Source organism: Shewanella pneumatophori (assembly GCF_023283895.1).
GTDB lineage: Bacteria > Pseudomonadota > Gammaproteobacteria > Enterobacterales > Shewanellaceae > Shewanella > Shewanella pneumatophori.
The window spans coordinates 191,134-203,393 of sequence record NZ_JAKILB010000001.1 but is presented as its reverse complement, the minus strand read 5'-3'; the positions used below and the strand labels follow the sequence as shown (position 1 = coordinate 203,393).

The 12,260-nt window shown below is 41.4% G+C and carries 11 protein-coding genes; 4 read left to right on the top strand and 7 right to left on the bottom strand.

The window, feature by feature from the left end:
- Nucleotides 1–76 precede the first annotated feature (76 nt).
- The 4 genes from prc to L2740_RS00910 all read right to left on the bottom strand — a co-directional run bounded on the left by prc (nt 77) and on the right by L2740_RS00910 (nt 3,904).
- Nucleotides 77–2,122, bottom strand: a complete 2,046-nt coding sequence (gene prc / locus L2740_RS00925; protein WP_248948077.1) for a carboxy terminal-processing peptidase — start codon at nt 2,120–2,122, stop codon at nt 77–79.
- A 33-nt stretch (nt 2,123–2,155) separates the two neighbouring features.
- Complete coding sequence (gene proQ, locus L2740_RS00920; RefSeq protein ID WP_248470813.1) at nt 2,156–2,791, bottom strand: RNA chaperone ProQ; 636 nt, start codon at nt 2,789–2,791, stop codon at nt 2,156–2,158.
- 286 nt (nt 2,792–3,077) lie between these two features.
- Nucleotides 3,078–3,533 carry a GAF domain-containing protein gene (locus L2740_RS00915; RefSeq protein ID WP_248948075.1) on the bottom strand — a complete coding sequence of 152 codons (456 nt, stop codon included), beginning with the start codon at nt 3,531–3,533 and terminating at the stop codon, nt 3,078–3,080.
- 80 nt (nt 3,534–3,613) lie between these two features.
- Nucleotides 3,614–3,904 carry a YebG family protein gene (locus L2740_RS00910; protein ID WP_248948074.1) on the bottom strand — a complete coding sequence of 97 codons (291 nt, stop codon included), beginning with the start codon at nt 3,902–3,904 and terminating at the stop codon, nt 3,614–3,616.
- A 185-nt stretch (nt 3,905–4,089) separates the two neighbouring features.
- Here L2740_RS00910 and L2740_RS00905 point away from each other — a divergent pair, with 185 nt between their 5' ends.
- Genes L2740_RS00905 through L2740_RS00895 form a run of 3 tightly spaced genes read left to right on the top strand, consistent with a single transcriptional unit; the run spans nt 4,090 to nt 7,955 of the window.
- The gene (locus L2740_RS00905; RefSeq protein WP_248948073.1) at nt 4,090–4,719 is read left to right on the top strand and encodes a paraquat-inducible protein A; all 630 of its coding nucleotides are present in this window, start codon (nt 4,090–4,092) and stop codon (nt 4,717–4,719) included.
- Nucleotides 4,709–5,356, top strand: a complete 648-nt coding sequence (locus tag L2740_RS00900; RefSeq protein WP_248948071.1) for a paraquat-inducible protein A — start codon at nt 4,709–4,711, stop codon at nt 5,354–5,356. Before L2740_RS00905 ends, L2740_RS00900 begins: the two co-directional genes overlap by 11 nt.
- On the top strand, nt 5,334–7,955 hold the full coding sequence (locus L2740_RS00895; RefSeq protein ID WP_248948070.1) for an MlaD family protein: 2,622 nt from the start codon (nt 5,334–5,336) through the stop codon (nt 7,953–7,955). Before L2740_RS00900 ends, L2740_RS00895 begins: the two co-directional genes overlap by 23 nt.
- A gap of 83 nt (nt 7,956–8,038) precedes the next feature.
- On the opposite strand, the gene L2740_RS00890 is transcribed toward L2740_RS00895, so the two are convergent.
- The gene (locus L2740_RS00890) at nt 8,039–9,265 is read right to left on the bottom strand and encodes a nucleoside recognition domain-containing protein (protein ID WP_248948069.1); all 1,227 of its coding nucleotides are present in this window, start codon (nt 9,263–9,265) and stop codon (nt 8,039–8,041) included.
- Nucleotides 9,266–9,324: 59 nt separating this feature from the next.
- On the opposite strand from L2740_RS00890, the gene rsmF reads away from it, so the two are divergent.
- Nucleotides 9,325–10,749 (top strand): 16S rRNA (cytosine(1407)-C(5))-methyltransferase RsmF, encoded by a 1,425-nt coding sequence (gene rsmF / locus L2740_RS00885; RefSeq protein WP_248948068.1) that lies wholly within the window; start codon nt 9,325–9,327, stop codon nt 10,747–10,749.
- A 345-nt stretch (nt 10,750–11,094) separates the two neighbouring features.
- On the opposite strand, the gene L2740_RS00880 is transcribed toward rsmF, so the two are convergent.
- Both L2740_RS00880 and L2740_RS00875 read right to left on the bottom strand, forming a co-directional pair.
- Nucleotides 11,095–11,883 carry a TatD family hydrolase gene (locus L2740_RS00880; protein WP_248948067.1) on the bottom strand — a complete coding sequence of 263 codons (789 nt, stop codon included), beginning with the start codon at nt 11,881–11,883 and terminating at the stop codon, nt 11,095–11,097.
- Between the two features lie 45 nt (nt 11,884–11,928).
- Complete coding sequence (locus L2740_RS00875) at nt 11,929–12,255, bottom strand: PilZ domain-containing protein (protein ID WP_248948066.1); 327 nt, start codon at nt 12,253–12,255, stop codon at nt 11,929–11,931.
- Nucleotides 12,256–12,260: the final 5 nt, after the last annotated feature.

The following is a 12,260-nucleotide window of genomic DNA, read 5'->3' as shown; positions in this document are numbered from 1 at the left end:
GTAATTATACCAATCTCTATTGTTATTATTTAAGTAAAAAAAAACGCGCTTTAAGCGCGTTTTTTGTCAGTAATTTTTACTGTTTTTGGTTTTTAGCTAACTTTTCGATATCGGCTAAATCCAAGGTTATTAATGCGGTTTCATCAAGGAAAGCATCTGCTAACTCAACGTCATCAGGAATATCATCTAATGATTCAACCTTATCAGCCCCTTCTCTCACTAACCTCTCGTTAGCACGATCAAGTTGCTTTTGATCATTTTCATCTCGTTCAGCTAAACGCTCACTCTTAACAAGAGAGACGGTTTTGTCATCGTGGTTCTTTTTAAACTCTGCGATGTCATCAAAAATGTAGCCAAACTCAACATCTGACTTAATACGGTCTTTATGTTTACCGTCTAAGTTAGTGATCAACTGCGGATAAATTTCGCCTAATGTGCCATATTGTGCAACAGGAACTTTATCCCAAGGTAATGCATTTTCTTCTTCAGCCTCACCGTATTCCCCTGGCTCTAAAGCACTTGGGAATGGAATATCAGGAGTCACACCTTTAAGCTGAGTACTACCACCGTTTATGCGGTAAAACTTGGCAATTGTATATTGCACGTGACCAATAGGCTTTTCATACATATCGTATATACGCCCTAGGCTCTTATGCTGCTGTACAGTACCTTTACCAAAAGTCGATTCACCGACAATCAATGCGCGGTCATAGTCTTGTAGCGCTGCGGCAAAAATCTCAGATGCAGATGCGCTATAACGGTCAACCATTACGGTTAATGGGCCATCATAAGTGACGCGTCCATCGTTATCGCGATTTTGTGTTACACGCCCGTTAGCATCGCGAATTTGTACAACAGGCCCCTGCTCAATAAACAGTCCCGTCAATAAAGTCGCTTCAGTTAACGCACCACCGCCGTTACCTCGAAGGTCAATAATAATACCTTCAACTTTGGCTTCTTTTAATTCGGCAAGCTCTTTAGACACGTCTTTCGACAAATCCATATAGAAGCCTGGAATTTGAATGACACCGACTTTACGATTTGCGTAAGGTCCTTCTGTAGGTTCAAGCACTTTAGAGGTCGCAGCGCGGTCTTCTAAGCGGATCTTGTCTCTAACAATCGTCAGTTCAAAGGTTTTGGCACTTGTACCACCTTTCTTCGGCAAAATTTGTAAAACAACTTTACTGCCTTTAGGGCCTTTGATCAGTTCGACTACGTCATCAAGACGCCAGCCGATCACATCGACAATTTCTTTACCTTCTTGGCCTACACCGATAATTCTATCTTCTGGCGACAGCTTTTCGCTTGATGCTGCAGGGCCACCTGCAACTAAGCTTTTAATAACGGTATAGTCGTCATCAACTTGCAATACTGCACCGATACCTTCTAAGCTCAAGTTCATTTCCATTTGGAAACGCTCAGCATTTCTTGGAGAAAGGTAACTGGTATGTGGCTCGACAGTGCGAGCAAAGGCATTCATAACGCCTTGGAATACATCTTCGCTGTGGGTTTGACTTAAGCGTTTAATCGCATTGTTATAACGCTTCTCTAAAACCTCTACGATCTCGTCCCAGTTTATACCAGTAAGAGATAGGTTAAGTGCGTCATATTTTACGCGCTGGCGCCAAAGTTCATCTAATTCAGCTTCATTCTTAGGCCAGCTTGCCTCTTCACGGTCATATTCGTACTTGTCACCAGCCACATCGAACTTCATTTCTTCATCAAGTAATGAAAGTGCGTAAGCAAAGCGCTCATAACGACGCTTTTGAACAAGCTCATACATGGCATAAGCTTGATTCAAATCGCCACTTTTCAACATATCGTCAAACTGAGTCGAATAGTTTTTAAAACTATCAATATCAGATTGTAACAATACATTTTTGCGAAAATCGAGTTGCTTCAAGAAGCGATTGAATACTTGCTCAGAGAACGCATCATCCATATCAAAACGATGATAATGCGAACGAGTGAAGAGACCAGTAACACGTTTACTGGCTACTTTATGCTGCGGTTCCTGCTTAAGAGCGGGCAACTCGCTGAATTGAATAGTTGGGCTTACTGCCCACGCCGAAAATCCGACAAAAATACTAGCAATGGATACAGCCAGAGAAAGTTTTCGCATCAACAAGTTACTCCTTTAGGTGCTTTTAAGCCATTACAGCAGTATATGTTCAACTCTAACTTTGATAGTTAAACCAGAGTCTAACTGAACTTGAACATCTTCTTTCTTAATGTCCAAAATAACACCAGCTACTGGTGCTTTGCCTAATTTAACATTAACACGTTGATTAGCCTTAAGTTCAGCTAAAACTGCAGGTGTTAAATTCTCAGCTACAACAGCCTCTTTTACTGGCTTGCTAGCTGGCGCTGGCTTTGGACGTTTTGCTACAGGCTTCTTAACTGGCTTTTTAGCTACCTTAGCAGGGTTAGCATTCTTAGCCTGAGCTACTCTTTTAGCCTTTGCTTTTTCTTGGCTTTCTTTAAGTGTAGCTGCCGCATGGTCAACGTGCTCTTGTTCAAGCTCACCACAATCGTTGCCATCTAAATCGATACGCTGTGCGCCAGCTTTAACGCACTTAAGGTAACGCCAGCTGCTAGTGTATCTTCTTAACGCGATTCTGAGCTGAGTTTTACTGACTTTAGAATCATCAGCTAACCTTTCCGCTAAATCTTGAAACAAACCAATTTTTAATGGTTTAGTTTCACCTTCAGCTATAAAGCATAAAGGAAATGTTTCGTACAAATACGCAAGAATAGCGTTGGTATCGGTCAACTTTTCTGTTGATTCCATCTTTACTTCCACAGTTTAAAAAAGGGACACCACCGACAAGTGAGTCACTTGTATCAGTATATGTGTCGTTTATATTTGTCTGATCAGGCCGTAAATCGCAAATGAAAATTGGTTAACATTTGTTTTTACACCCTAAAACCAAACCTACCTTAGCAACAACAAAACTCAAACTCCATTCATTCATTTGATGAATGTAATCGGGTTTAATTTTTTAATTACTCAAACCGCTTATTATAGAGAGGCTTCAAATGATTGCGACCTACAATTAACGATAATTGCTCGCGGATTAACCAAATAGGCAAATTTCGAGACTTTTAACCAAGGTTTCTACGCCTTGTCGATCAATTTCAGTGAATCTTGATAACGATGGGCTATCAATATCTAGCACACCGATAACAGTTCCATTTTGCCTAAAGGGCACAACCAACTCTGAATTACTGGCGCTATCACAAGCAATATGCCCTGCAAACTGATGTACATCGTCAACCATTTGTGTTGCGTCTAGTGCTACCGCGGTACCACAAACACCTTGACCAATTGCAATGCGCGTACAAGCCACTTTACCTTGGAAAGGCCCGAGAACCAATTGATCATTTTTCACTAAATAAAAGCCAACCCAATTTAAATCTTCAAGATTTTCATTAAGTAATGCTGAAAAATTAGCTAAAGCGGCGATTACGTCATCTTCTCCCTCAAAAAGAGCCTGAACTTGACGATTTAACGTATCGTAAAAAGCATTCACTGCACTATCCCTAACTGTTAAATGACCTTCTTAGTTGAGGCTGCATTCTAACAATAAACAGTAGTTTGGGATCAAGTGGTTTATTTTGCTTCTTTAGTTTCAGCTTTTTTAGGTGTTTTCTTTACTGGGGCTTTTTTCTCAAGCGCGCCACCTTTAAGTAAAACTTGTAAATCGTCTTTATTCTGAGCTAAATAAAAACTCAATTTTTCAATGTCGTTTTCAGTTAAATCAAGTTCACTTTTACTCAAAAAAGGCATGAGGTTGTCTGCGACATCAAGCATCTTATCGTAGGCATCAGCTTCCTTTTTAGATGTAAAAGTCATCTTTTCAACCCCTTCTCTCACCACTACAAATTGCGTTACAACGGCCATGTCCAACCTCACACTGTTTTTATATACAGTAAATAGTCTCACACATTGAACTTCTTATGCAAGTTTTCTCGTTTTTCTGATAAACTTCTTTGATTAATGACTCAATATTTTCAATTGCATAGGTGTCGTTCAATGAGTTTTGAGTCCGAAATAAGGCGAATTTCGTCTACTTAAGTGATAAACGGATGGGAATGGAACCGATAGATCATAGTATTAGTTTGTGTCAGTCATGCGACTTAGTCATAAGAAAACGCGCGTTACCTTCGGGTGTGCGTGCATTATGCCCGCGCTGCCATACGCCTATTTACGACACTCCATATTGCTCAATTAATGGCATGCTTGCACTCTGCTTAACGGCAGTGTTCTTTTTTGCTCCAGCCAATTTATACCCTGTGCTGTCGTTAGAGTTTCTTGGCAGTATCAGAACAACCACTGTTCTTGATGGTGCTTTTGCAGTTTATAACCAAGGTTATTGGCTCGTTGGCATCGCCGTACTTATATCCGCAGTCCTTGCTCCCGGCTTTTTATTGCTGTCTGTTTTAAGCCAAATTTTAATTATTAAATATGGCCTCGCCTCAGCAGTGCTGAGAAAACTACTTAAGCAACTTTTAAAAGTCCAGGGACTATTAACCCAGCTGACGATGCTAGAAATCTATGTTATTAGCTTTTTAGTCGCAGCATTTAACCTTGCTGACTTTGCCACGGTGTCATTTGGTTTTGGTACATTTTGTTTCACTATGCTGTTTATTATGACTTTATTTTTAATGCGAGAATACGATCTAGAACATATGTGGAGTTTTCTCGATGAGCAATAACCATAACGAGCACGCAACATTAGGTAAGGATATCGGCCTAACCTTGTGCCCGACTTGCCATAAGGTAACCTGTTGTAAATCGGCAAACTGTAGTCGCTGCGACGCACCTTTAATTGTTAGGGATTATGCAAGTGTGCAAAAAAGTTGGGCGCTACTCATTACTGCAGCCATTTTGTTGATCCCTGCAAATATTTACCCGATTACAACCCTAACGAATCAAGGCCGAGTCACCCAAGATACTATTTTCTCCGGTATTGCCCACTTGGTAAAAACTGACATGATCCCGATTGCGATCATCCTTTTTACCGCCAGTATTTTAGTACCTATTTTAAAAATTGTTGGCCTAACCATATATTTGTCAGCAATCACCTTTAAGCTACCTATTTCAAAAAAGAAGTTGATGACAGGCTTTCATATCATTGAATGGATTGGCCGTTGGTCAATGCTAGATCTGTTTGTTATTTCACTTACCGTTGCTGTCGTTAATATGGGGCAATTATTAGATGCTAAACCCGCTCCAGCCGCCACAGCTTTCGCCCTCGTTATTCTACTCACGCAGCTTGCTGCAAAAGTCATAGATACCCGTTTACTCTGGGATAGATTGGAAGCAAAAGATGACTCAAGTACAAACGCCTAAAATCGTCAAGAAAAAACTATTCTCACCGATTTGGTTATTGCCTATTATTGCGCTTGCACTTGGTGCTTGGCTCGGGATAAAAAGTATCCGAGAGTCTGGCATTGAGGTAACTATACATTTCCCGAGTGCTACCGGTATGGACATCGGCAAAACACTGGTAAAATATCAGGGCCTAACCGTCGGTAAAGTTGTTGATATGAGTATTGATGACTCACTTCAAGGCGTGAATGTTAATGTAATAATGGATTATCGTTCAGCACCCTTTATTAACGATGGTACCAAGTTCTGGTTGGTCAGACCTAAGGCAACAATTACCGGTGTTGAAGGCTTAGATACACTATTTTCAGGAAATTACATCAGTATTTTACCTGGCGAAGGTGAGTCTCGTTCATTTTTTGAAGCAGAGACAAAAGCGCCAGTAATCACTCCCGGTGTCGAAGGGCTTATCGTCCATATTACATCTGATAAACTTGGCTCACTTGATGTTGGCTCGCCTATTTTTTATCGCCAAATTCCAGTCGGACAAGTCGTTGGTTATCACTTAGAAGGTACCGACGAAATTTTAGTGACGGCTTTTATTCAGCAACAATATGCTGAACTCGTTAAAGTTGACTCACAATTTTGGAATGTTTCTGGAATTAGTGTCGATGCATCGCTATCTGGGATCAAGGTTAATAGTGAAAGCTTGGCGTCAATCTTAGCCGGTGGAATTAGCTTTAGTTCCAACAGTAATTCATCACTTGCTCAGAATAATCATGAGTTTTCATTGTTTGACAATGAACAAGAAGCTTTAGGTGGCGTGCAGTTCGACCTTATCGCTAAAGGCAATGAATCGGTTTCAAATAATGCTGCTATTGTTTATCGTGGCATTCAAATTGGTCAGGTGATGACTAAGCAGCTCAGTGAAAATGGCATTGTACTATCAGCTAAAATTAATAGCTTGTATGAAGAGTTACTTACTGACAGTGCACATTTTTGGCTTGAGGGTGCCGATATTTCACTTTCTGGGATCAAACATCCAGAAAGACTGATAACCGGCAGCGTGATTAATTTTGTCCCCGGAACAGGTGCCGCAAGAAGCTCTTACCCTTTACTTAACCAAGCGCCTGAATCCAGTAACGATAAGAAACTGCTACTTACGTTAACAGCAAACTCGAACCCAGGCGTAAGCGCTGGAGCTGAGATCCGTTATAAACAAATCAAAATCGGCCAAGTATTATCAAATAAACTTACTGACGATTTTAGTCAGGTCGAATATCAAGCTGAGATCGATGCAGACTTTGTTGGCTTGATCAGCGGAAATAGTCACTTTATTGCCGAATCTGCATTAGAAATTGATGCCAGTATAGAAGGCGTAACCGTTAATACTCGTGACCTAAACACGCTCACAAGTGGCGCGTTAAGCTTAGTGCGTGGCAGCAATAAGTCATTAGCAAAAGCCGGTGATAAACTTGCCGTGTTCGCCAGCAATGACGATGCAAACAGGTTTTTCCATCAACAAGGCTTGATAACTAAGCGACTCATTCATCAAGATGCCGCTGATTTAAACGCTGGCTCGCCTGTTTACTATAAAAAAATGCAGGTAGGTACAGTTACCCAAGTTGACTGGCAAGCAAGCGATAATAACTTCGCAATCGATATCGCGATTGAAAAAGCCTTCGCTAGCCTGCTAACCGAGCAAACTGTTTTTTGGCGTAACAGCGCACTATCAATTAATGCCAGCTTAAGTGGCGTTGAAGTCGACGTAGCACCACTTATGGGCGCTTTAAAAGGCGGAATTAGTTTAGGTTTAATCGATGGTAGTAAAGTTGCCAATGATAAAGCTTTGTACGACAGTAAGTTTCTTGCACTTAGTCAAGCACAAGCTATTACACTAACCTTCCCTGCCACTGTTAAATTAGCAGCAAAAGCGCCAATTCGTTATCTTGGACATAAAGTCGGTCAAGTAGAAACTGTTACCTTAACGCCTAACCTAAAAGAGTTAACGGTCACGGCCTACTTATATGGTGAATATGCCGCTAACTTTACTCAGCAAGATGCAGCTTACTCTATTGTGGATGCTAATATTTCTCTCGCCGGGATCACTGCACCGGAAACCATTTTAACAGGCCCTTATATCGAAGTTTTCCCGGGAACAAGCGGTACTAAAGCAGATTCATTTAACGGTGAAATCGCATCAAAGTTCCATAATATTGATGATGCATTAGTGTTTAACCTAAACAACAATGCTTTAGGCTCTGTAAAAGCAGGTACTGCGATTTTCTTCAGAGGAGTCAAAATAGGCCAAGTCGATAGTTATGAGCTTTCACAGCAAGGTACAGGTGTTGTGATGCAGGCGCATATCAAAAAAAAATACAAGCACTTGGTCAATAGTACTAGTGTATTTTGGGACCTATCAGGCGTTAAAGTCGATGTCGGGTTATTTTCAGGCGCTCAAATTGAAACAGGTTCACTAGAAACAATTCTTGCTGGCGGCATAGGTGTTGCGACAGAGATGCCAACTTCTGCAGCAAACAAGATATCAAGTGAGCAAACATTTAAGCTAAACAAGCAGCTTGAACCAGAATGGCTAAACTGGGCGCCCAACCAAGCTCTGTAAATTGCCAGAAAGTATTAAAAAAGCGAGGCTTCAAGCCTCGCTTTTTTGTACTCAGGTTTTACCTAGTCTTGGCTCTGGCAGTATTAACCATAAAACTGATAGCACACTAAAATTGCCGCGATAATCCCTGCCAAGTCAGCAAATAGACCACAAGCCAGTGCATGGCGCCCGTTGCGGATCCCTACTGCACCAAAATACACTGCTAATACATAAAAGGTCGTTTCTGTGCTGCCTTGTAAAATCGCTGCTAAACGCCCGGCAAAAGAATCCACACCGTAATGCTGCATAGTTTCTAGCATCATAGCTCTGGCGCCAGAGCCACTAAATGGTTTCATAATTGCTGTGGGCATTGCATCGACAAAACGTACATCCCCCCCCGCAAAAGCAATAATGCCAGCAATAATTTGCAATAGGTAATCTAGAGCACCAGATGCCCTTAGTAAAGCAATTGCCAATAGCATGGCTAACAAGTAAGGAATAAGCTTAATTGATTGCGAAAAGCCCTCTTTGGCCCCCTCTATGAACTCATCATATACAGCGACTTTTCGAATTCCAGCCACCAACACAAAACTGAAGATAAGTAATAGTAAAATGCCATTACCGAGTGCCGTACTCACCTCACCTATAGCCGTAACCGTTAACGTGCTGAGATAAAAAACTAACCCTATTAGCGAAGATAAAATAACGCCGGCATAAGCAAGTACTACAGCGTTTAGTAACGATAAGCGCTGCACAAGTGCAACAATAGTAAGTCCAGCCAATGTCGATACTGTCGTAGCCAGTAATATAGGCAAAAATATATCAGCAGGTGCTGCCGCGCCTTGTTGAGCACGATATAAAAATACAGTTACCGGCACTAATGTAATTGACGATGTGTTTAAGACTAAAAATAGAATTTGCGCGTTAGTTGCAACATGCTTATTCGGGTTCAATGTTTGCAGATCTTGCATGGCCTTGAGTCCCAAAGGTGTTGCAGCGTTATCTAATCCGAGCATATTCGCGGTAAGATTCATGGTTACACTGCCATATGCAGGATGCCCTCGGGGTACTTCAGGCATCAGCTTTGAAAGCAGTGGTTCAAACATACGTGAAAAAACAGCGACGACTCCCGCCTTTTCACCAACCCGCATTAATCCCATCCACAGCGATAATACACCAACTAAGCCAAGGGCAATTTCAGCTGCAAGTTTAGCGCTTGAAAAAATGGCATCTACACTCTCAGAAAGCACTTGTATTTGCCCTGTTAGCAACTGAACAAATATCGCCAATAATGCGGTAGCAAAAAAGCCAAACCAGATCTTATTTAGCACGCAATTTATCTCTTTAACTCTGTTATAATCTCAGTACTTTACCGCATTATCTTCAACATATGGCTCATTTTAATCAGAATTTTCTCGATAGTATTGAACGCGAACTCCCATCTCACCTGACAATGGACGACTTTATTGCCTACAGCAATAAACCATTACGATTATCGATTAGGGTTAATACGCTCAAAATTAGCGTCGATAGCTTTATCGAGTTGATGACAACTAAAGGCTGGCAATTTGACCCCATTCCTTGGTGCAGCGAAGGCTTTTGGATCAGCAATAATGTTGAGATCCAGCTAGGCAATACTATCGAGCACTTACAGGGGTTGTTTTACATTCAAGAAGCAAGCTCTATGCTGCCACCAACAGCCTTATTCGAGGGCAAAACGGCTGATATCACAGCCGATACTCGAGTGCTTGATATGGCTTCAGCACCGGGCTCAAAAACCACTCAAATCGCGGGATTGATGGAAAACAAAGGCCTACTTGTTGCTAACGAGTATTCAGCAAGTCGCGTTAAAGTGCTACATGCCAATATCTCCAGAATGGGCGTATCTAACTGTGCTTTAACTCATTTTGATGCCCGAGTATTTGGCGAATACTTATTTGAAACCTTCGACTCGATTTTATTAGATGCGCCTTGTAGCGGCGAAGGCACAATCCGTAAAGATCCTGACGCACTAAAAAACTGGGATAACAATGAAAATAAGGGCATTGTTGACACTCAAAAGGCGCTCATTGAGTCTGCATTTTTGGCATTAAAAGTCGGAGGCAGTTTAGTTTATTCTACTTGCGCATTGAGCCGACAAGAAAACCAAGATGTCTGCCATCATTTAAAGTCAGTATTTGGTGATGCGGTCGAGTTTATGTCATTAAGTACATTATTCCCGCATGCAGATAAAGCTTGTACCAAAGAAGGCTTTTTACATGTTTGGCCGCAAATTTACGACAGTGAAGGTTTTTTTGTTGCAAAGATTAACAAGCTGACTGCTGTTGAACGCCAGCAAGAAGAACCAAGAAAGCAAAAAAACTTTCCATTTACCCCAGTAAAAGCAAAACAAATAGCGGAACTAGAAAGCTATTTTAAAGATACGTTCGGTATTACTTTGCCAAAAGATGCTGAGATTATGCAGCGTGACTTAGAGTATTGGTTATTCCCCAAAGCCATCACGCCACTTATCGGCAAAATGCGCTTCCAACGAATAGGGATTAAACTGGCTGATGCGCTTAAAAAAGGCTACAAGGTACGCCATGAGGCGATATTGGCGCTGCCGTCACCGAGTATGATTAATCTTAACGATGAACAAGCTAGAGAATATCTGATGGGGCGAGACATCAGTCTGGCAGAAAGAATTAAACCGCAAGGTGAAGTTATTGTTAGCTATGCGAACGTTTCGCTTGGCGTGGCTAAACATCTAGGTAATAAATTAAAAAACAATCTTCCCAGAGACTTAGTAAAAGATAAGATTGCACTTTATCCTTAGAATAGCTGCTTGTGGACACAAACAGTTACATTTACACCGAGTGAGCTTGAAAATAACCAGTCAAAACCTAAAAAGCTAGTCTACACTGTATAGCATCGGTTTTTACAACGAGTCGCTCAAAGATTAAATGATAGATAATAATGGAAAGAGACATCCGTTATTATCTAGTCTAAACAGAATTCTCAGTACAAGGTGTACTGCAAGAGTGGCTTTTATCTGAATTTACCTTAACTGGTAACAACAGTAGCGCACGGCTCCTAGTGAGCCATTCCCCTAGACCCAGAACAATTGGAATAGTTTTGGGTCTTTTTTTGTCTGAAATTTGAGATGAATTGACGAGGAAGATTAACGCCCAGCTAAACGAGCGGCGTCTTTGAATAATTTAAAGAAGTTTTCAGTCGTGTAGTCTGCTAGCTCAGGGTATTTCTCTCCTCTCAGCTCAGCAACAAACTCAGCAACATCACGCACAAAAGCAGGTTGGTTCTCTTTACCACGGTGCGGTACCGGTGCCAGATACGGTGAGTCGGTTTCGACCAAAAGCCTATCTTTTGGCACCTTTCTGATCACGGTACGCAGATCAGCAGCATTTTTGAAAGTCACAATACCAGATACTGAAATATAGAAACCAAGATCCAATGCTTCCTTAGCCATTTCCCAGCTTTCTGTAAAGCAATGAAGTACCCCGCCGACACGGTCAGCGTTGCCGCGCTTTAAGAAGTTAATAGTGTCTTCGCGGGCATCACGAGTATGAATAATAAGAGGCTTATCTACCTTTACCGCTAAATCTATTTGCTGCTCAAAACATTGCTGCTGTAACGCTTTGGTTTCATTAGCATAAAAGTAATCAAGACCTGTTTCGCCAATCGCAATGACTTTTTCATCGCGGGCAAACTGCTCTACTTCTTCAATGTTTAAGCCGTCTTGTACATCTAACGGGTGTACTCCCGCTGACAAAAAGACTTCATCAAACGCAGCCATTTTTTGCTTCATATCAGTAAAGCCTTGTTGGCGAACGTTAACGCAAAGGAAATAGGCAATATCACGAGCTTTGGCAGCTGTAATAATTTCTTGCAGAGAAGCCTGATCTGGCGCTATTTTAAGACGGTCTAAATGACAGTGTGAATCGATAAGCACGATAAAAACCCAACAAACAACAAAAAGGACTGCAAGTCTACCCAGCTACATAGTGGAGGTCAAATCTGCAGAGGCCAGCTCACTCGATAGTAGTTGTTCGATATGGTGCTTATGAAAATCAGGCTCAGTTAAAATTTTTACCCCAACACCTGCTGGTCGACCACCAGATGCGCCTAACGGGTTAATCCAAACCACTGAACCACTAAAATCATATACTTGGTTCATTGCCGGAAGTTGATAAGAAACCCTAACCTCTTGCCCTAACGTGAAGCTTTGAGTTGTCGTAATGAACATGCCTATTGGTTTAATAAAAGGCATATAAGCGCGATAAAGCTGCTGTAAAGATTCAAATTTAACAACAAGATTTGCCATAGGGT

Excerpts from the sequence above, each read along its gene's own strand:
- L2740_RS00910 (WP_248948074.1), bottom strand. The coding sequence starts at position 3,904 with ATGGCCGTTGTAACGCAATTTGTAGTGGTGAGAGAAGGGGTTGAAAAG.
- rsmF (WP_248948068.1), top strand. The coding sequence starts at position 9,325 with ATGGCTCATTTTAATCAGAATTTTCTCGATAGTATTGAACGCGAACTC.
- L2740_RS00895 (WP_248948070.1), top strand. The coding sequence starts at position 5,334 with ATGACTCAAGTACAAACGCCTAAAATCGTCAAGAAAAAACTATTCTCA.
- prc (WP_248948077.1), bottom strand. The coding sequence starts at position 2,122 with ATGCGAAAACTTTCTCTGGCTGTATCCATTGCTAGTATTTTTGTCGGA.
- L2740_RS00905 (WP_248948073.1), top strand. The coding sequence starts at position 4,090 with ATGGGAATGGAACCGATAGATCATAGTATTAGTTTGTGTCAGTCATGC.
- L2740_RS00875 (WP_248948066.1), bottom strand. The coding sequence starts at position 12,255 with ATGGCAAATCTTGTTGTTAAATTTGAATCTTTACAGCAGCTTTATCGC.
- L2740_RS00900 (WP_248948071.1), top strand. The coding sequence starts at position 4,709 with ATGAGCAATAACCATAACGAGCACGCAACATTAGGTAAGGATATCGGC.
- proQ (WP_248470813.1), bottom strand. The coding sequence starts at position 2,791 with ATGGAATCAACAGAAAAGTTGACCGATACCAACGCTATTCTTGCGTAT.